General features: G+C 30.1%; 19 protein-coding genes. 16 read left to right on the plus strand and 3 right to left on the minus strand.

Going from position 1 to position 19,670, the window contains the following annotated elements:
- Window positions 1–109: 109 nt before the first annotated feature.
- Genes murB through RBU61_RS04720 form a run of 4 tightly spaced genes read left to right on the plus strand, consistent with a single transcriptional unit; the run spans window position 110 to window position 3,682 of the window.
- The gene (gene murB, locus RBU61_RS04705) at window positions 110–1,021 is read left to right on the plus strand and encodes a UDP-N-acetylmuramate dehydrogenase (RefSeq protein WP_374212483.1); all 912 of its coding nucleotides are present in this window, start codon (window positions 110–112) and stop codon (window positions 1,019–1,021) included.
- A complete protein-coding gene (locus RBU61_RS04710; protein WP_308878426.1) occupies window positions 1,022–1,789 on the plus strand; it encodes a PHP domain-containing protein in 768 nt (255 codons plus the stop codon). It begins immediately after the preceding gene.
- Window positions 1,790–1,801: 12 nt separating this feature from the next.
- Window positions 1,802–2,659, plus strand: coding sequence for an RNase adapter RapZ (rapZ, locus tag RBU61_RS04715; protein WP_308878427.1), 858 nt, complete (start codon window positions 1,802–1,804; stop codon window positions 2,657–2,659).
- A gap of 18 nt (window positions 2,660–2,677) precedes the next feature.
- The gene (locus RBU61_RS04720; RefSeq protein WP_308878428.1) at window positions 2,678–3,682 is read left to right on the plus strand and encodes a YvcK family protein; all 1,005 of its coding nucleotides are present in this window, start codon (window positions 2,678–2,680) and stop codon (window positions 3,680–3,682) included.
- A 10-nt stretch (window positions 3,683–3,692) separates the two neighbouring features.
- On the opposite strand, the gene RBU61_RS04725 is transcribed toward RBU61_RS04720, so the two are convergent.
- Window positions 3,693–4,214, minus strand: a complete 522-nt coding sequence (locus RBU61_RS04725) for a hypothetical protein (protein ID WP_308878429.1) — start codon at window positions 4,212–4,214, stop codon at window positions 3,693–3,695.
- A 364-nt stretch (window positions 4,215–4,578) separates the two neighbouring features.
- On the opposite strand from RBU61_RS04725, the gene RBU61_RS04730 reads away from it, so the two are divergent.
- Both RBU61_RS04730 and RBU61_RS04735 read left to right on the plus strand, forming a co-directional pair.
- Complete coding sequence (locus RBU61_RS04730) at window positions 4,579–5,409, plus strand: hypothetical protein (protein ID WP_308878430.1); 831 nt, start codon at window positions 4,579–4,581, stop codon at window positions 5,407–5,409.
- A gap of 30 nt (window positions 5,410–5,439) precedes the next feature.
- Window positions 5,440–5,976 carry a hypothetical protein gene (locus RBU61_RS04735; RefSeq protein WP_308878431.1) on the plus strand — a complete coding sequence of 179 codons (537 nt, stop codon included), beginning with the start codon at window positions 5,440–5,442 and terminating at the stop codon, window positions 5,974–5,976.
- A gap of 85 nt (window positions 5,977–6,061) precedes the next feature.
- Here the strand turns inward: RBU61_RS04735 and RBU61_RS04740 are convergent, their stop codons facing one another.
- Window positions 6,062–6,334 (minus strand): hypothetical protein, encoded by a 273-nt coding sequence (locus RBU61_RS04740; RefSeq protein ID WP_308878432.1) that lies wholly within the window; start codon window positions 6,332–6,334, stop codon window positions 6,062–6,064.
- A 401-nt stretch (window positions 6,335–6,735) separates the two neighbouring features.
- Here RBU61_RS04740 and RBU61_RS04745 point away from each other — a divergent pair, with 401 nt between their 5' ends.
- Genes RBU61_RS04745 through RBU61_RS04760 form a run of 4 tightly spaced genes read left to right on the plus strand, consistent with a single transcriptional unit; the run spans window position 6,736 to window position 11,618 of the window.
- Window positions 6,736–8,361 carry a hypothetical protein gene (locus RBU61_RS04745; protein ID WP_308878433.1) on the plus strand — a complete coding sequence of 542 codons (1,626 nt, stop codon included), beginning with the start codon at window positions 6,736–6,738 and terminating at the stop codon, window positions 8,359–8,361.
- Window positions 8,362–8,391: 30 nt separating this feature from the next.
- Entirely contained in the window at window positions 8,392–9,333 is a 942-nt protein-coding gene (locus RBU61_RS04750; RefSeq protein WP_308878434.1) for a MoxR family ATPase, read from the plus strand.
- Window positions 9,334–9,335: 2 nt separating this feature from the next.
- On the plus strand, window positions 9,336–10,418 hold the full coding sequence (locus RBU61_RS04755) for a DUF58 domain-containing protein (protein ID WP_308878435.1): 1,083 nt from the start codon (window positions 9,336–9,338) through the stop codon (window positions 10,416–10,418).
- Window positions 10,419–11,618, plus strand: a complete 1,200-nt coding sequence (locus RBU61_RS04760; RefSeq protein ID WP_308878436.1) for a hypothetical protein — start codon at window positions 10,419–10,421, stop codon at window positions 11,616–11,618.
- A gap of 111 nt (window positions 11,619–11,729) precedes the next feature.
- On the opposite strand, the gene RBU61_RS04765 is transcribed toward RBU61_RS04760, so the two are convergent.
- Window positions 11,730–12,755, minus strand: coding sequence for a M42 family metallopeptidase (locus RBU61_RS04765; RefSeq protein ID WP_308878437.1), 1,026 nt, complete (start codon window positions 12,753–12,755; stop codon window positions 11,730–11,732).
- A gap of 156 nt (window positions 12,756–12,911) precedes the next feature.
- Here RBU61_RS04765 and RBU61_RS04770 point away from each other — a divergent pair, with 156 nt between their 5' ends.
- The 6 genes from RBU61_RS04770 to pfkA all read left to right on the plus strand — a co-directional run bounded on the left by RBU61_RS04770 (window position 12,912) and on the right by pfkA (window position 19,663).
- Entirely contained in the window at window positions 12,912–13,313 is a 402-nt protein-coding gene (locus RBU61_RS04770; protein WP_308878438.1) for an NUDIX hydrolase, read from the plus strand.
- A 20-nt stretch (window positions 13,314–13,333) separates the two neighbouring features.
- On the plus strand, window positions 13,334–14,287 hold the full coding sequence (gene whiA / locus RBU61_RS04775; protein WP_308878439.1) for a DNA-binding protein WhiA: 954 nt from the start codon (window positions 13,334–13,336) through the stop codon (window positions 14,285–14,287).
- Window positions 14,287–14,673, plus strand: a complete 387-nt coding sequence (locus tag RBU61_RS04780; RefSeq protein WP_308878440.1) for a GrdX family protein — start codon at window positions 14,287–14,289, stop codon at window positions 14,671–14,673. Before whiA ends, RBU61_RS04780 begins: the two co-directional genes overlap by 1 nt.
- A 287-nt stretch (window positions 14,674–14,960) precedes the next feature.
- Window positions 14,961–18,434, plus strand: coding sequence for a DNA polymerase III subunit alpha (locus tag RBU61_RS04785; protein WP_308878441.1), 3,474 nt, complete (start codon window positions 14,961–14,963; stop codon window positions 18,432–18,434).
- 54 nt (window positions 18,435–18,488) lie between these two features.
- A complete protein-coding gene (locus RBU61_RS04790; RefSeq protein WP_308878442.1) occupies window positions 18,489–18,683 on the plus strand; it encodes a hypothetical protein in 195 nt (64 codons plus the stop codon).
- 20 nt (window positions 18,684–18,703) lie between these two features.
- On the plus strand, window positions 18,704–19,663 hold the full coding sequence (gene pfkA / locus RBU61_RS04795) for a 6-phosphofructokinase (protein WP_308878443.1): 960 nt from the start codon (window positions 18,704–18,706) through the stop codon (window positions 19,661–19,663).
- Window positions 19,664–19,670: the final 7 nt, after the last annotated feature.

The raw sequence follows: 19,670 nt of genomic DNA on the forward strand, positions 1-19,670 counted from the left end.
AAAGGATTTTAAGAATATTATAATGTAATGGGTATAAAATAAATTAGTAATACTAGACTAAATTTGGTACAATAATAAGGATAAGGACAATACATAAGGGGTGATTTACTTGAAAATAAAAGGATTACAAGAAATCTTTGAAAATAAATCTTTTGGAAAAATTTTATTTAATGAACCAATGAGAAATCATACTACATTTAAAATAGGTGGACCAGCAGATGTAATGATTATTCCATCTAACGAAGAAGAGCTAATAAAGGCAATTATATTCTGTAGAGAAAACAATATAGATTTTTTAATCATGGGAAATGGCAGCAATTTGTTAGTTAGAGATGGTGGCATAAGAGGTGTTGTAATTAAAGTAAACGAAGGATTTAATGAATTAACAGTAGATGGAGCTAGAATCTATTGTCAAGCTGGAGCATTACTATCTACTACTAGTAAATTAGCTTTAAAACACAGCCTAAAAAACTTTGAATTTGCATCTGGCATACCAGGTACCATAGGAGGAGCAATTACAATGAATGCAGGAGCCTATGGCGGAGAAATGAAAGATGTAGTAAAACTAGTTAGAGTACTGGACAAAAACAATCAAATCAAAGAATATACAAATGAAGAGATGAACTTTAGATATAGGAATAGCAGGATATGGGATGAAGGATTAATTGTCCTTGGTGTAGAGTTAGATTTAGAAGCTGGAGAATATTCTGCTATTGAAGAAATAATGAGGGATTTAACCTATAGAAGAACATCAAAACAACCACTAGAGCTGCCAAGTGGAGGTAGTACATTTAAAAGGCCAGAGGGACATTTTGCTGGAAAATTAATAGAAGATGGGGGACTTCGTGGACTACGATATGGAGGGGCTCAAGTTTCAGAGAAACATTGCGGATTTGTAGTTAATGTTGATAATGCTACTTGTAAAGATATATTACATTTGATTTCTGTAATACAAAAAGTAGTAAGGGATAAATTTAATGTGGAACTAGAAACGGAGATAAAACTATTGGGAGAGGATTAGATGATAAAACTAATAGGTGATTATCATACTCATACTATTTATAGTAGTGGGTTTAGAAAAGAAGGCAATCATGCCATAGGTACTATAAGAGACAATGCTGAGGCAGCTTTATCTAAAGGACTTAGAGAAATTGCAATTACTGAACATGGACCTTCTCATTATCTCTATGGAATAAGGAAAAAAAGAATTCCTTTTATGAGAGAGGAGATAAATAGATTAAATGAAGAGTTTATACCTAGAGGTCTTAAGATTTTACTTGGAGTAGAGTCTAATCTAATAGGATTAGATGGTACTCTTGATATAGATGAGGAATCACTTAAATATATAGATTTTTTAATTATGGGTTATCATTATGGCGCAACTCCAAGAAGACTAAGAGATGCCTTAGGATTATATGGACTAAATCCATTGTCTAAGTGTTTGCCCATATGTGAGAAGAAAGCTATAGAGTTAAATACTAAGGCTTATATAAAGGCATTGGGGAAGTATCCTATAAATATGATATCTCATCCAGGATCTAAGGCAAAGGTAGATATAGTAGAACTGGCAAAAGAAACAAAGAAATATGGTACTGCTCTAGAGATAAGTTCAAAGCATAGTCAATTATCTGTGGAGAGTATCAAGCTTTTATTGGATATGGATGTAATCTATATGGTAAATAGTGATGCCCATAGACCTGAAGATGTGGGAAATGTGGAAAATGGCATAAGAAAGGCAAAAGAGGCAAACTTACCTCTTGATAGGATAAAAAATATTGAGATAAACTAATGAGGTGTAATTATGGAATTTTTATTGATTACTGGTATGTCAGGAGCTGGCAAATCTCAAGCCATGAAGGTAATGGAAGATATGAACTATTACTGTATGGATAATTTGCCTCCTGCACTTTTACCAAACTTTGTAGAGCTATGTTACGAATCAAGAAGAGATATTGATAAAGTAGCATTGGTGGTAGATATTCGTTCTGGAGAATTCTTCGACCATTTATTTAAAGGATTAGAGGAAATTAAAGGTAGAGGCATAGAATATAAGATACTTTTTCTTGATGCATCTGATAATACTTTAATAAAAAGATATAAAGAGTTAAGAAGACCTCATCCCTTAAATCCAGAAGGAAGTATAATCGCAGGGATTGAAGAAGAAAGATCAATGTTAAATGAAGTAAAGAAGAGAGCAGATTATATAATAGACACATCTAATTTAACTTTAGGAATGCTAAAGGAAGAAATGTCAAATATTCTCTTAAAGGGGAAGAAGTCTAGAAATATATCTATTTCAGTGAGCTCCTTTGGGTTTAAACATGGGACTTTATTAGATGGTGATTTAATATTTGATGTAAGATTTATTCCAAATCCTTTTTATATTCCAGAGTTAAGAGAGTTTACAGGAAAGGATCAAAATGTAAAGGATTATGTATTTGGCTGGCCTGAAACCAATATTTTTATATCTAAAACTATAGATATGTTAGAATTTTTAATTCCTCATTATACAAGGGAAGGAAAAACCCAGTTAATTCTAGGCATCGGATGTACTGGAGGAGTCCATAGATCCGTGGCCATAGCAAATAAGATTGCTGAGATATTAATAGCTAATGGACATAGAGTAGCAATTAACCATAGGGATTATAAATTAAGATAAAGATAAAGGGGAATATTTATGAAGGATATAGAAACAAAAAAGAAATTATCTATGGGTCCTAAATTTGTAGTTATAGGTGGTGGAACAGGATTATCTGTTTTACTAAGGGGACTGAAAGAATTTACGTCAAATATTACAGCCATAGTTACTGTGGCGGATGATGGAGGCGGTTCGGGAAAACTTAGGGAAGACTTAGGTATGCTGCCACCAGGAGATATTCGATCCTGTATACTTGCCCTTGCTAATACAGAACCTACCATGGAAAAACTTTTACAATATAGATTTACTGATGGAATATTAAAGGGGCAAAATTTTGGTAATTTATTTATAGCAGCTATGAATGAGATATATGGTAGCTTTGAAAGAGCAGTTAAAGAAACAAGCAATGTATTAGCTGTTACTGGAAAAGTACTTCCAATGACTTTAGAAGATGTAAAACTTTGTGCAGTACTGGAAAATGGCTGTACCCTTAAAGGGGAGTCCCATATACCTATTGATGCAATAAAGGAAGGTAGTAGGATAGATTATATTTATACTGAACCAAAGATATCCTACCCTTTAGAAGAATCGGTAGAAGCCATTAATGAGGCGGATATTATTGTTCTAGGGCCAGGAAGCTTATATACCAGCGTAATACCTAATCTCTTAGTAAATCATATAGTAGATACAATATATAATGCAAAGGCACCAAAGGTATATATTACAAATGTCATGACTCAGCCAGGAGAAACTGATGGGTATGATGTATTAGACCATGTAAATGCTATATTAAAACATAGTACGCCAGATTTCTTAGACTATGTAATAGCCAATACAGAAGAAGTACCAATAGATACACTTGAAAAATATATAATGGATGGTTCTAAACCTGTCTTAATGGGAGTCACAGATGAGAAGGTATTAAAGTCTAAAAATATAAAGCTAATGGGATCTAAGTTAATAGATATTAGAAAAGAATATATTAGGCATGATAATATAGAGCTTAGTAAATTACTAATGGAAATAGCAAAAAAAGAAAAATAAGCAAAAAAGCTTATTTTTTCTTTTCATCTATTAATCTAGATATAATATTTCCAGCAGTTTTCTTAGTCAATGTATCATAATTTACCTGATAATTTAACTCTCCAGCCAATTTTTTTATAGTTTCTATTTGTCTAGGAGTAGGAGACTCGTCGGGGGAAGGTGGATAATTTTCTTCTCCGTCAGCTATTATAGAATCTTCCATAGACAATTCTTCTACAGCAGTCATACCTACATTAGTTAAATCACGAAGAACACGAGCCTTTGCACGAGTAGATGCCATTCTGATCAGATGTGGAACTAAAGCTGAATTAACAGAGTTAGGAGCAGCATCACCTATATCTTGAAATTTTTCCTTATCAGTAGTAGCTATAGCCTTACATATGGCAGTCATATTATTTTCTTTAGTAGGTATCTGAACTATTTCAACCTCTATGGATACAAGATTTCTCTGATGAGCCAAATCAAGAAGTCCTTCATAGGTCACAAAAGATTTTCCTTGTAAATTTATAATAAACTTTTCATTTACTGTCATAAAATCACCTCTAAATATATATTTCCCTTAAAAGAATAAAATAATCGTCTATAAGTATTAAGCAACATTGGATAATCATGGTAATATTATATCATAAAAAATACTGGATTTAATAATAGAATATAAGGTAAATAACAAAAACATTAAGAATTGTTCTTTCGATGAAAGAAATATTGTCTAGTATATAATTGTTTATATAAAATTGACAGTATATATTGAAATATGTCGAAATATGACTAAGGTTAGGTTAAATCAATGGGTTGACGGCCCATCCTATGAATGTCATACTTAATTTAACGAATATTTTGAAAAAAGTGAAATATGATATCAATTAGTTATTTTTGAATTAGAGGAGGAAAGATATATGAGACATATAATGAGATTAAAATATAGGATATTATATTTTCTAATAATTTTTTTATTATTTATTGTGGGATGTAATAAAACAGAAAATGTAATAGAAACGAGTGATGTTTTGAAGGTTACTTTAGAAGATATAGAAGAATATATAGATGATGTAATTAGTTCGGTTTTAAAAAATAAAAATAAGAATAACAATAATATTATATTTGAAGTGGAAAAAGCTGAGGTTATAGAGGATGATTTATTATTACATAAAGATAGTTACTTAAATACCTTGAATAATGTAATAATTAATGTTCATTTAAATTTACAAGATATATCAAATTTAAATGATGATGTTATACAGGACAATAGTATTTTATTTAGTGATGAAGTATTAGAAAATATATCTAGCAATGAAGCATTGGAGTTATCAAGAATAAGAACTATAAATTTTATTTATAATGGCTATGAGAAATTTAATAATAATATAAATTTTATAGAAACAAATAAAGATTTGCTTAAACTAGATTTAACTAAAAATGAAGATTTAAATAAAAATATTTATGATTCATTCAAGAATTCATTAAGTCTTATAAATGAAGATTCAGAGTATGATATTTTTAGAATGGGGATAGACCAGAACAATTTTATTATTGAATTAAATATATATTATTATAATTTAAATGACTTTGAAGATATGTTGACAAATATAAATTTAGAAACTATTAATAGTTTAGATAAAAATATTTTGAATATACTTAGAAAGGAGGGTATTGATAAAATTAAATTTATATATAATGCAAAATGGTATAAGACAGAAGGACCTTTAGTTTATGAGCATGAAATTTAGAAGCTATTTAATGAAATAGGAGGGACAAATATGATGTTAAATAGTAAGAAAGTAAAAATGTTATCAATCATTTTATTGTTTGCGTGTATTTTTTCTTCTAGTATATTAGCTAATGCAGATAGTTTTAACAATAATCTTGATGAGAATGGTATTCCTATAGGAGAATATAAAGCTTTAGATATCAATGGTAATGTTATAGAAGATGTGGATAGTTATATTATGAGAAGAGATTCTGGTTGGATGTATACAACTAAATCTTCAACATATTCATTGAAAGATGGTAATGCTGTTATAGGTTATTTTAACTCCCGTGCAAGATATAGAGTGAGTTTTAGTAATAGTGTAACAGATTGGTCTGACTATGGTAGCTCAGCTTGGCCTAGAGGTTCTGAAGATGATGGCTGCTGGGCAGATGTTAGGATAGATGGTTCTTATAAACCTAATGATTATACAGCTAGATTAACTATAACTGGTGAAGCTGGAGATATTTTATTAGGAACATATGGAGCCGTATCACATGTTTATTGGTTCTATGGTAATGGAACATGGGACATGCAGTCTTTTTAGATATAGTTTCCTAATAATATTATAGAATTAAACTTGATATAAATTTAGATTGAGAAGATAAGAAATATCTTCTCAATCTTCTTGTTTAATGTGCTATTCCTAATTTTATAGTGCTGTCAATTGCTTCAATATGAGTTCTTTCAAAGCTATGGGAAGCATCAACTCCAGGCCCAATTAGACCTACCTTAATATCATATCCAGCTCTAAGGGCAGCAGAACCATAGAATGGATATATATCTATTTGGTGATTTATATTATTTTCTTTAGCTAGATTAACAAGTCTTTTTCTAAGCTCATAATCATAAGGACCTGTACTGTCTTTAGCACAAATTGTAACTGAAAATTCGTCTATAAGCATTAAGCATCATTGGATAATCATGGTAATATCATACCATAAAAAATACTAGATTTAATAATAAAATATAAGATAAATAACAAAAACATTGACAATATATATCTGAATATGTCGAACCATATTGGAATATGTCTATGAGTTAGTAAAATCAATAGATTGACAGTTTTTTCTACGAATGTTATACTGATTTTAATAAAAAATTTGGAAAATATGAAATATAATGTCAATTCAAAGGTAAAGTAATAAGTTATCTTAACTCAAATAAATCAAGATAATTTATTACTTTAAAAGTCTTATGGGAGATAATGTATCTAAATTAGGGACAAGCTAAAATTAATAATGTTTACCTTAAATGATGGTACTATCTTTATATGATTTTATAGATTGATAAAGGGGAGCAGGATATGAGAAAAAAGATATCATTGATTCTATTAATAGTTATTTTTGCATTATTCACAAATGGATGCACTAAAGAAGTAAGTCTAATAGAAACTAAAGAAGAACATTTTACAACATATAAAAATGATAATATTAGTATAAAGATATCCAAGACAGTAAAGGAAAAGGAAAATATCTATAATACTATTTTAGAAGATTTACAAAAAATCAACGGATTTTCACCAATACATAATATAGAAATAGATATAGATGAGAAATACGTTATCCCTATAGTGGAAGATAGTATTAAATGTAATAGTAGTTTTATAAATACAGAAGAATTTAGAAAAGAACTTATAAAAAGATCCTATGATATATATGATAATTGGATTTCAGAAGGACTTTATGTAAAGATGTTTGAGGTAGATATAAAGGAAAAGGAGTTTGCTAAATACTATGAAGCCCATGAATTTTCATTATTTGGAGCGAGATTCTTTGAGCCGTTCACATCTAAAGAGGAAGTAGAAAATGTACAAGCTGCATCAATAGATTTAGTAGAGTATTTAATAAAAAAGGAGAAAAAAGAAGAATTATTGAAAAATCAAATAGAGATATCAGATATTGAGGAATGGGCAAAGGAAAAAAATATAGATTTATCCTATCAAAAAGAAATAGATAGTCTAATGAATAGGATGGAAGTAAATAACTTAAAGCCAAATATATACCTAACTATAAATACAAAGGAAGATATTAATGGATTTATCATAGATATATTAACTATAGATGAACAATATGATACTTCCAAAAAGATTGAGGACACTATATTAAAATTTGATATAAATATAGTACAAATCCGAGAAGGAATAAAGAAAGATGCACCTAATTTTTATAATGACTATAGTGATTCAATAGAAAATGTTCCTAAGATACATTATTATTTTAATATAAATGCAAAGATTAATTCTGCAGAAATAGGACGAGGCAGAATAGTTCTTAAAAACTTATTATCTCAAGCACATGAATATGTTCATATATTAATAGTTGATTCTTTTTTAGCAAATAATATAGATGCGAATAAACCTAGATGGCTAGATGAAGGTATAGCAAATTATTTAGATATGGCATATTCAGATTCATCTAAATTACAAATAAAAAGGATACTTAGTGGAATATCAGAGTCAAAGAAATATGAAGATGAATTGAGTGAAGAAGAGAAAAACCTTTTAGACAGTACGATTAAAATTTTTGATGCAAACAATATAAACTTAAGTAATCGTGATAAAATTATGGAAAATAAAAATGAAAGAATAAGGGTATCCACAATATTAGACTCAATGGGAATAAAATTTTCTAGATATATAATGACTGAAGGATTAATTGAGGATACAGTTTATATTTCAGGAGGAGAAAGCAGTTTTGACCAAAAACAATGGGCAATGGATGCTGGAAATTATATTAATTATCATGCCAATCGAAATTTTACTAACTATTTAATACATGAATATGGACTAGAAAAACTATTATATCTAATGGTTGAAGATTTCAGTACATTGACCTATGAAGAGTATTTTGGAAAAAGCTATGAAGAGCTAAAGGTTGAATGGATTAAATATCTTAAAGAAAATATTAAAGCTATCGAATTGATACTTTAATATAATGATATAAAAATAAGGAGGAAATTTATGAACTTACAAAGATTTGTTGATTTTAAAGAAAAAATAGTAAACAATGTGTCAAAGGTAATAATCGGCAAAGAAAATGAAATAATGCTTATTATAGTATCTTTTCTTTCAGGGGGACATGTTCTTTTGGAGGATATACCGGGTATGGGGAAGACTATGATGATAAAAGCCTTTTCAAGAACTTTAGACTTACCTTTTAAAAGAATTCAATTTACACCAGATTTATTGCCATCAGATATTACAGGAATTAACTTTTATAACCAAAAAACTGGAGATTTTCAGTTTAGAGAAGGACCTTTATTTTCTAATATAGTACTTATAGATGAAATAAATAGAGCTACCCCCAGAACTCAATCATCTTTACTAGAAGCTATGGAGGAAAAACAAATAACAGCTGATGGGGAGACTAGAAAATTACATATGCCTTTTATGGTGTTGGCTACTCAAAATCCTGTGGAATCATATGGAACCTTTCCACTTCCAGAGGCACAACTAGATAGATTTTTTATGCGTATTAAACTAGGATACCCTACGAAAGAAGAAGAAAAAATTATAATCAAAAAAAACATAGGAAATCCTTTAGAAAACATAAAAGCAATAGTTAATTATGAAGAGTTAGATTATCTATTATTACAGGTATCTAAGGTATCAATTCATGAGGAGGTTATGGACTATTTAGTAAATATAGTTAGCCAAACTAGAAATAAAGATGGAATTGAATTGGGAGTAAGTCCAAGGGGATCAATAGCATTGTTTAAAGCTTCCCAAGCTTATGCAGCAATTAGTGGAAGAGACTATATAACACCTGAAGATATAAAGATGATGGCCCCATATATATTGAACCATAGGATAATTGCTCGTGGTGTAAATAGTATAGAAGATTCATTACAACTAATTAAGGGAATAGTAGAAGAGACAGAAGTTCCCTTAGAGAATATATAGGTATGACTATGATTTGGTTTCTAATAGGTTTAATTGGATTTACTTATTCAATAAATAAGGCAACTTTACACTATGGTTTTAGAAACTTATTATATAGAATGGAGATAGAGAAAGAAGTATTTGAAATAGGAGAGGATATTGAAATTGTTTCCATAATTGAAAATAAAAAACCTCTAACGGTTTCCTTTCTAAAAGTAGAAGAAAAATTCCCTAAAGGATTTAATGTTGGAGGGAATATATATACACTATTTATTATGCCTTATCAAAGGGTGAAAAGAACATATAAGATATTTGGAGAGAAGAGGGGACTTCATAGAATAAAGGATGTAGATTTAGAATTAGGAGATTTTATTGGGTTTAATAAATCAGATCAGAATATAGGAATAGGGAAAAGCCTAATAATACTTCCTAAGAAAATAGACCTTGAAAAGAGTATTACTCCAATAGGGTCATTAAGTGGTGATATTTCAGTGAAAAGATGGATAATCGACGATCCTCTTATGACAATAGGCATAAGAGAATATACTGGAAATGAACCACAAAAGCTTATTCATTGGCCATCAACGGTAAAATATAACAATCTAATGGTCAAGAATTTTGATTTTACCACGGATAACAGCGTTCTCATAGTCTTAAATATTGAGAGCTCCAAACCATATTGGAAGTCAATAGACAGCGAGAGAATAGAGAGAGCTATATCTATTACAAGGGCAGTAATGGAAGAATTTGAAGATTCAAAGACTCATTATGGATTTGCATCTAATGCATATAACTTAAAACCTAATAAGTATATAAAGGGATATTTTTATCATCCAGGGCTGGGTAATAACCATCTTTATCACCTTCTGGAGATATTAGGAAGTATAGGCTATATGGCATCTACCTTTGAGGAAACTTTAAAAGATATTAGACGAAAACAAGGAAACTATTCTACTGTTATAGTTATTACGCCGAAGATATTGGAAGAATATATAGAACCTATAAATTTTTTAGGGAAAGTCGCAAATAAAACCATAGTTATATCAGTTGATGGTAAACATTTGGAAGATTTGGATAAGAATATAATTAAGTTTAGGGGGGATTAGATGACAGGAATAATTTTACTTGAAGTAATATCCATAGTGTCATTTATATATTCTTTATTGACAATATTTTTTCCATTTGCATCCATTAATGAAATATTTATAATATTTATTTGGTCTATAGGTGTATCTCTTGTATTTTCCTATAGTTATAAGAAGTCAAAGATATACCAAATTGTTTCCATACTTTTATTAGCACCATTAATATTTTATAATAATATTAAGTATATTGCTTTTGTAGTTATATCGACCTTTTTTATTTATACTTATATAACTAAATCACTTATGAAGGGAAGTCATAGGGAATACACAGATAAAATAAAAAAGACTTATATAGTGTATGGGGCAATATGTATCCTATTGCTATTGATAGATGAAGGATTTAATAATTTTATTAATATTAGTATATACTTCACTATAATATATTTGGTAACTACAATTATACTTCTAAGAGCAACTAGACATTTAGAAGCTGGTATGGACATGAAAAAAATAAGGCAAGTAAATTTAAGATACTTAGTAATGATATTTACTATCTCTTCCATAGCCATATCAGAGAGACTAAGAAGTTATATATTCTTAATAATTAGACAGATATACTTATTTACAATTGACATAATAATGAAGATATTACATTACCCTATTGTGATTATGGTAACCATAGTAAATAAAGTTATAACATATATAATGGGGAAGGATGCAGATTATGGTATATTAGAATCATTACTAGATGAACTTACTAAAGCGGAAGAGCCTATAAGTTCAGAAAAAGTACTCGGAACGGATAATATATTTGTCCAAAGAGCAATACAAATTATATTGATTTTATTTATATTCTATATGATTTACAAATTAATTATTAAGACAAAAGATAGAGAGTATAAAGAACTACAATATACTGAAAAAAGAGAATATATAAGGGATCCAAAGAAAAGAAAGAAAAGGTTTTTTAAAGAAAAGTATCCAAAGGAATTAAATCAGCAGATAAGGTATTATTATAGAAGATATATGGACAAATTGGATCAGAAAGGAATTAGAGTATTGAAAACGGACACTTCTTTAGAGGTAAATAGAAAAGCTGAAAAGACTTTCAAAGAAGGAATTGAAGAAATGAGAAATATTTATATTAATAGCCGTTATGGGAATAAAGATGTAGACAAAAACAAAGTAAAAGAAATGAAAAATCTGTATAAAAATTTATGAGAAGGAAGAGGCTAGTTTACTATATATAAAATCTAGAAACGAAAATGTTAAAATGATATAAGGTTTATATTAAATAATAAAAAAACCCAGAATAAATCTGGGTTTCATACATTACTTAGTTAAATATGCTATGCCTAATTTTATAGTGTTATCAATTGCTTCAATATGAGTTCTTTCAAAACTATGGGAAGCATCAACTCCAGGTCCAATTAGACCTACCTTAATATCATATCCAGCCCTAAGAGCAGCAGAACCATCAGAACCATAGAATGGATATATATCTATTTGGTGATTTATATTATTTTCTTTAGCTAGATTAATAAGTCTTTTTCTAAGCTCATAATCATAAGGACCTGTACTGTCCTTAGCACAAATTGTAACAGAGAATTCATCAGAAGTTTGTCCCTCTCCAGGAGCTGCCATATCCACTGCTATGAATTCAAAAGTTTTTTCAGGTATAGAGGTAGATGCTCCGTGACCAACCTCTTCATAAGTAGATATAAAGAAATTAGTTGTATAGTTAGGAGTAATATTATTTTCAACTAAATATTTCGCCATGCCTAATAGAGATATGACACCAGCCTTATCATCTAAATGTCTTGATTTAATAAAACCTGATTCAGTAATTACTACTCTTGGATCAAAGAATACAAAATCTCCTACATTGATGCCAAGTCTTAGAGTATCTTGTTTTGATGAAACTTTCTCATCTATTCTGATTTCCATATTATCTGCGTTTCTTTCAATAGCTTTTGTACCCTCACCATGAACATGGGAGGAAGCTTTAGTAGTCATTATAGTACCAGTGTAAGTTTTTCCGTCCATAGTTTCAATAGTTACATGTTCACCCTCTATGGTATTCCAAACATATCCACCTAATTGGGTAATTTTAAGTTTTCCATTTCCTTTTATTTCTTTTACCATTCCACCTAAAGTATCTACATGACCTGATAATGTTACTTCTTTATCTTTGTTTTTCCCCTGAATTGTAGCTATTAAAGCACCTTTATTTGTTCTTCTTGTAGGAATATTTAATTCTTTAAATCTTTCTTCTACAAAGGCTACAGCTTTTTCTGTATTTCCAGTAGGACTTGGGATTCTTAATAACTTTTCTAAATTTTCAATCAAATATTTCATAGCCAATGCCTCACTTTCTAAATATGTCTATAGATATATTATATTGCTATTGTAATTATAAGTCAAAATCATTTAGCAAATCTAGTGATAATATAGTATAATTAAATTAATATGTTTCTTGGGAATAATTTAATTATACACTGGGAGTTGGTTTCAATGATGGAAGAAGTAAGCGCTGGAGGTGTTGTGATATTTGGTAATACTATATTGCTTTTAAAAAAATTTAATGGTGATTGGGTATTACCTAAGGGGAGAGTAGAAAAAGACGAGACTCTAAAGGAAACAGCCTTGAGAGAAGTCTTAGAAGAATCTGGAGTAAAAGCTGAGGCCGTAAAATATATAGGTATGGTTCACTACAAATATAAAAACTTAAAGGAAAACGAGATGGTCTATAAAACTGTTCATTGGTATTTAATGAAAACAAACAGTATGGATTGTACTCCACAGAAAAAAGAAGGATTTGTAGATGCTGTATTTGTTCATATAGATAAGGCTAAAAATTTAGTAAGGTATCAAGATGAGAAGAATATAATTATCAAAGGATTAAAGATGTTGTAGATATAGATTGGGGTGATTGAATGTCATTTTCGGCAACAACTAAAAATGAACTATCTAGAATACCTTTAACTGATAAATGTTGTGCAATGGCAGAATTAGCAGCCCTCGTTAGGATGAATGGCACTATACAAATATCAGGAATGAAAAAGATAAATCTAAAATTCACCACTGAAAATGCTGCCATTGCTAGAAGAATATTTTCTTTATTGAAGGTAATTTACAATACTGAAGTAGAAGTAATGGTAAGAAGAAATAAGCAATTAAAGAAAAATAATAATTATTTAATAATAATTAATAATAAGGATATATCAAAGAAGATATTAGAAGATATAGGATTTATTAGAGATGATTCAAGCATATTTAATCCTAACTTTACAATTCCAGAAGAACTAATAAAGAATCGATGTTGTAGACGTTCTTATATTAGAGGTGCATTTTTAGGTGGAGGTTCCATTAGTAATCCAGAAAAGACTTACCATCTTGAATTTGTAACTAGTAATGAAGAACACGCTATGGATTTATCAAATGTAATTAATTCCTTTGGCTTAAACTCCAAAATAGTAATCCGAAAAGAAAACTATGTGGTATATATTAAAGAAGGTGAGCAAATAGTAGATTTATTAAATATAATAGGAGCACACCAGGCACTTTTAAAACTTGAAGATATTCGGGTGTTAAAAAATGTTAGAAACAATATTAATAGAATAGTAAATTGTGAAACTGCAAATTTGAGCAAAACCATCGATGCTTCTATGAGACAAGTAGAAAGCATTAAATACATTGAAAAGAGTATTGGTTTAGAAAAACTACCAGAAAACTTAATGGAGGTTGCAAGACTTAGACTAGAATATAGTGACGCTAGTCTAAAGGAAATAGGTATGATGTTGGAACCACCTGTTGGGAAGTCTGGAGTTAATCATAGATTTAGAAAAATAGAAGAACTAGCAGATAAGTTGAGAGGAGATAGCAAATAATGTCTAATATTATAGTTACAAACAATCCATACGTATATGAAAAATATAAGGATAAAATGGATATGATTTATAAAGAAGAACTTAATTACTTACAATTACTAGAGTTTCTAAGAGATAAAATTCATGAAGGTCATCAACTACTTACTCACCCACTATCAGGAAGTATAAAGCCTAATGAAACACCTTATAAAACAGTTATGATTTCAAAGGAAAAAGGAAGTCTTGATACAAGTGGAGTGCTAATAGTTGAAGAGAGTATAGAAACAGCGAAGAAATTTCAAACTGACAAACCTACTCCTGATTGGGTAGAAAGTGTATTAGATGATTTTAGAGTTATAGATTTATCTTTAATAGAAAATGTAATTGATAAACTAGGACATAAGTAGTTTATAGGTCATTTTACGCAGTTTCGCAACTCAAATCTATTTACTCGATACTCTCGTATAGATTTGGTGCTTATTGCCTTTTTGTTCAATGAGTGTAGCGAATTGTAGACAAAAAGGACAGCGAAGTGAATGTAGGAATGAGCGTAGCGAATGTTGCGTTTGACCTACCTGCAATTCGCTAAAGCTCATTGGGTTAGGTCATAAAAAAGGTTTCCTTATATATAGGGAAATCTTTTGTTTTATGTTAGAATAGAGTTATAAAGAGAACTAGTAGAAAGGGATATTTTATGAATTATAAAGATAAATTTGTCCATTTACACGTGCATACTGAATATAGTTTATTGGATGGGTCTATTAGGATGAGAGATTTAATCTCTAGAACTAAAGATTTAGGTATGGAATCCATTGCTATAACTGATCATGGCTCTATGTTTGGAGTTATTCAATTCTATAAGGAAGCCAAGAAGCAGGGAATTAAACCAATACTTGGCTCTGAAGTTTATGTAGCTATGAATAAATATACTGAAAAAGAGCCAAAGGATAAGAGCCAATATCATTTAGTACTTTTAGCAGAAAACAATGAAGGTTATGAAAACTTAATGAAAATAGTTTCTGAAGCTTATATAAATGGATTTTATTATAAGCCTAGGATAGATCACGATATACTTAGAAGGTATAGTAAAGGAATTATCGCTTTATCAGCTTGTCTTGGAGGAGAAGTACAAAAGCATATAATGAATAATAATATAGATAAAGCAAAAGAAATAGCCTTAACATATAGAGAGATTTTTGGTTCAAATAACTTTTTCCTTGAACTGCAAGATCATGGGATTGAAGAACAAAGAAGGGTAAATAGAGAACTAATAAAAATATCTAAGGAAATGGATATAGGATTAGTTGCTACAAATGATGTGCATTATTTAAAAAAAGAAGATGCTGAAGTCCATGATGTTTTATTATGTGTACAAACGGCAAGTACAGTAGATGAAACAGATAGAATGAAGTTTCCAACAAATGAATTTTATTTAAAATCACCAGAAGAAATGAGAAATATCTTTGGAGATACTTTAGAAGCTTTAGAAAACACTGCATTGATTGCAGATAGATGTGATGTAGAGCTAGATTTTGATACATTACATTTACCTGAGTATGAGGTGCCAGAGGGCTATACAAATGTGGATTATTTAAAACATCTTATTTTAGAGGGAATGAAGGAAAGATATAAGATTATTACCGAGGAAATAGAGGATAGATTTAATTATGAGTTTAATACCATAGTTGAAATGGGATATACAGACTATTTCCTTATAGTATGGGATTTTATAAAATTTGCTAGAGATAACGGAATAATGGTAGGGCCAGGAAGAGGTTCAGCAGCAGGGAGTATTGTCTCCTATGCCTTAGGTATTATAGATATAGACCCCTTAGAATATGGTCTGATATTTGAAAGATTTTTAAATCCAGAGAGAGTATCTATGCCAGATATAGACATAGATTTTTGTTATGAAAGACGAGAAGAAGTTATTCAATACGTTATAGACAAATATGGAGTAGACCATGTGGCTCAAATAGTCACCTTTGGTACTATGGCGGCTAGGGGTTCCATAAGGGATGTAGGAAGAGCAATGAATATGCCCTACGGCGAAGTAGATTATATTGCAAAACAAATACCAATGGAATTAGGTATGACGATATCGAAGGCCTTAGAGGTAAATAAATCATTAAAAGATGCCTATGATGAAGACGAAAATGTTCAAAGACTTATAGATGTATCTAAAGCAGTAGAGGGATTACCTAGACATACATCTACCCATGCTGCTGGAGTAGTTATATCTAAAAATCCTGTGACAAGTTATGTTCCTCTATTAAAAAATGGAGATTCTGTGGCTACTCAATTTAATATGATAGAATTAGAAGAATTAGGTCTTTTAAAAATGGACTTTTTAGGTCTAAGAACATTAACGGTAATTAGAGATACAGTTAATTTAGTAGAAGAAAATCATGGAGTAAAAATTGATTTTAATAAGATAAACTATGAAGATCCACTTGTACTTGAAATGTTTGCCAAGGCTGAGACTCTAGGTATATTTCAGTTTGAGTCTCCAGGAATGAGGGCGTTTCTTAGGGAATTAAAGCCAAATGTATTTGAAAACCTTATAGCTGCCAATTCTCTTTTTAGACCAGGGCCTATGAATCAGATACCTACATTTGTGGCTTGTAAACATGATGCATCAAAGATAGAATATCTTCATCCTAAACTAGAGCATATACTAGATGTTACATATGGATGTATAGTATATCAGGAGCAGGTAATGCAAATAGTTAGAGATATTGGTGGATATTCTATGGGTAGAGCAGATTTAGTAAGACGTGCCATGGGAAAAAAGAAAATGGATGTAATGGAAGAAGAAAGAAGGAACTTTATCTATGGTCAAGTCGACGAAAATGGAGAAGTTATTTTATCGGGAGCCATAAGAAATGGAGTAGATGAAAAAACAGCTTCAAAAATTTATGACTTGATGATAGACTTTGCCAACTATGCCTTTAATAAAAGCCATTCAGCTGCCTATGCAGTAGTAGCCTATAGAACTGCATATTTAAAATATTATTATCCAGTGGAATTTATGGCAGCTCTTATTTCTTCTGTTATGGGGAATACTAACCAAGTATCACTTTATATACAGGAGTGTAAAAGGCTTGGAATAGACATACTTTCACCTGATATAAATGAATCCTACAATAAATTTACTGTGTCACAAAATAAGATTAGATTTGGACTTTCAGCAGTAAAAAATGTAGGAGAAAACTTTATAAAGGCCATAGTAGAAGCTAGAAAATCAGGAAGATTTAAATCTTTTACAGATTTTATTGAGAGAATAGAAAAGACAGATTCATCTGTAATGAATAAAAGGGCAGTAGAATCCTTGATTAAATGTGGTGCTATGGATAGTCTAGGAGTCAATAGGGCACAATTATTGGCAATATATGAAAAGACAATAGATGGTATTCATGCAGATAGAAAGAGGAATATAGAGGGGCAGTTTTCCATATTTGATACTTTAGATGAAAATGTTTCAAAAGACAATTTGCCAGATTTAAAAGAATTTCCTAAAAACATACTGCTTACAATGGAGAAGGAAATGGTAGGTATTTATATATCAGGTCACCCATTGGAATCATATAAATCTGAAATAGAAAGGGTATCAAATATTACAACCTTTGATTTATTAAATATAAATGAAGAAATAGGTAAAGATTTAAATGGAGTAAAAGATGGGGCATCCATAATATTAGGTGGTATAATTGTTGAAAAGAAAAATAAAATAACTAGAAATAATAATATGATGGCATTTATTACATTGGAAGATTTATATGGTTCAATCGAATGTATAGTTTTTCCTGCTACCTTTGAAAGATATAATAAATATTTAAAAGAAGACAATATAATAGTAATCCATGGTAGAATAAGTATATCTGAGGTGGAAGAACCTAAAATAATAGTTGAAAAAATATCTGAACTAAATACTTATAAAAAAGGCAAGATATATGTAAAGATACCATCAAATAATTCTTCAGACACTTTTGATAAGCTTAAAAGGATTCTAATAAAATATACTGGAGATACACCGGTATATGTATATATTGAAAAGGAAAAGAAAACAGTTGTGGCAGATAGAAGTCTATGGATCGATATAGATAATAAAAATGCAATAATAGAATTGAAAAATTTGCTTGGAGAAAATTCAGTTAAAATATCTTAAACCATTATTTTAATTGACAACTATATTGTCAATTGCAGAGGGGTGCTTTGATATATGTGGACAGCAGTTCATATGACTACAGGATTCGAAAATGCATTAAATATAGAAAGACAGTTAAAAAAAGAAGGATTCTTAGTAAAAGTAAAATATTTTACTAAGGAAGGTGAAGAAGAATTATATGAAATATTAGCGCCAGAATTCGAAGCAGGAGAAATTCAGGAGGCAATGATAGAATTAGGAATTATTTGATTTATATAAGGGGGAATTAAATGAAGACTATAGGAATACTGACTAGTGGCGGAGATGCACCAGGTATGAATGCAGCCATTAGAGCAGTAGTAAGAGCAGGAATATATAATGGATTTAAAGTAATGGGTATAAGACAGGGATATAATGGGCTTATCAATGGAGATATATATGAAATGAACCTTTCTTCTGTTGCAGATATAATACATAGAGGAGGAACTATGCTTAGGTCTGCTAGATCAGATGAATTTAAAACAGAAAAGGGATTTAAGAAAGCATTAAATGTATTAGAAGTATTTGGCATAGATGGACTTGTAGTATTAGGTGGTGATGGTACACTAAAGGGAGCAAGGGAAATATCAAATGCTTCCATACCAACCATAGGAATACCTTGTACTATTGATAATGATTGTGGATATTCTGATTTTACCATTGGATTTTTCACAGCTGTAGAAACAGTTGTAGATGCAATATCTAAAATTAGAGATACGTCCACATCTCATGGTAGAGCCAATGTTATAGAAGTCATGGGTAGACACTGTGGAGATATTGCATTATATGCAGGTCTGGCAGGTGGAGCTGAAAGTATAATAGTGCCTGAAGTGGAATTCAATATAGATGATGTATGTAAGAAAGCTATACAGGGGAAAAACAGGGGAAAGTTACATCATATTATTGTCTTAGCTGAGGGAGTAGGAAATGCTTATGATGTATCTAAAGCAATTGAAGAAAAAACTGGCATAGATACAAGAGTAACAGTTTTAGGATATATTCAAAGAGGTGGAAATCCTACATCCTATGATAGAATTACAGCCAGTAAAATGGGAAGTAAAGCTATAGATTTGCTAAGGGATGGGAAATCAGGAAGAGCTCTTGGAATTAAATGTAACCAGATAATTGATATGGATATAAATGATGCTTTAGAGGTGGAGAAAAGCTTTGATATAGAAATGTATAATACTACAAATATTTTATCGATATAGCGTAATT

The sequence above is a fragment of the Tissierella sp. MB52-C2 genome, assembly GCF_030931715.1.
GTDB lineage: Bacteria > Bacillota > Clostridia > Tissierellales > Tissierellaceae > Tissierella.

Excerpts from the sequence above, each read along its gene's own strand:
- RBU61_RS04765 (WP_308878437.1), bottom strand. The coding sequence starts at position 12,755 with ATGAAATATTTGATTGAAAATTTAGAAAAGTTATTAAGAATCCCAAGT.
- RBU61_RS04740 (WP_308878432.1), bottom strand. The coding sequence starts at position 6,334 with ATGCTTATAGACGAATTTTCAGTTACAATTTGTGCTAAAGACAGTACA.
- pfkA (WP_308878443.1), top strand. The coding sequence starts at position 18,704 with ATGAAGACTATAGGAATACTGACTAGTGGCGGAGATGCACCAGGTATG.
- whiA (WP_308878439.1), top strand. The coding sequence starts at position 13,334 with ATGTCATTTTCGGCAACAACTAAAAATGAACTATCTAGAATACCTTTA.
- RBU61_RS04755 (WP_308878435.1), top strand. The coding sequence starts at position 9,336 with ATGACTATGATTTGGTTTCTAATAGGTTTAATTGGATTTACTTATTCA.
- RBU61_RS04750 (WP_308878434.1), top strand. The coding sequence starts at position 8,392 with ATGAACTTACAAAGATTTGTTGATTTTAAAGAAAAAATAGTAAACAAT.
- RBU61_RS04730 (WP_308878430.1), top strand. The coding sequence starts at position 4,579 with ATGAGACATATAATGAGATTAAAATATAGGATATTATATTTTCTAATA.
- RBU61_RS04770 (WP_308878438.1), top strand. The coding sequence starts at position 12,912 with ATGATGGAAGAAGTAAGCGCTGGAGGTGTTGTGATATTTGGTAATACT.
- RBU61_RS04710 (WP_308878426.1), top strand. The coding sequence starts at position 1,022 with ATGATAAAACTAATAGGTGATTATCATACTCATACTATTTATAGTAGT.
- RBU61_RS04780 (WP_308878440.1), top strand. The coding sequence starts at position 14,287 with ATGTCTAATATTATAGTTACAAACAATCCATACGTATATGAAAAATAT.
- RBU61_RS04735 (WP_308878431.1), top strand. The coding sequence starts at position 5,440 with ATGATGTTAAATAGTAAGAAAGTAAAAATGTTATCAATCATTTTATTG.
- rapZ (WP_308878427.1), top strand. The coding sequence starts at position 1,802 with ATGGAATTTTTATTGATTACTGGTATGTCAGGAGCTGGCAAATCTCAA.
- RBU61_RS04745 (WP_308878433.1), top strand. The coding sequence starts at position 6,736 with ATGAGAAAAAAGATATCATTGATTCTATTAATAGTTATTTTTGCATTA.
- RBU61_RS04725 (WP_308878429.1), bottom strand. The coding sequence starts at position 4,214 with ATGACAGTAAATGAAAAGTTTATTATAAATTTACAAGGAAAATCTTTT.
- RBU61_RS04790 (WP_308878442.1), top strand. The coding sequence starts at position 18,489 with ATGTGGACAGCAGTTCATATGACTACAGGATTCGAAAATGCATTAAAT.
- RBU61_RS04760 (WP_308878436.1), top strand. The coding sequence starts at position 10,419 with ATGACAGGAATAATTTTACTTGAAGTAATATCCATAGTGTCATTTATA.
- RBU61_RS04785 (WP_308878441.1), top strand. The coding sequence starts at position 14,961 with ATGAATTATAAAGATAAATTTGTCCATTTACACGTGCATACTGAATAT.
- RBU61_RS04720 (WP_308878428.1), top strand. The coding sequence starts at position 2,678 with ATGAAGGATATAGAAACAAAAAAGAAATTATCTATGGGTCCTAAATTT.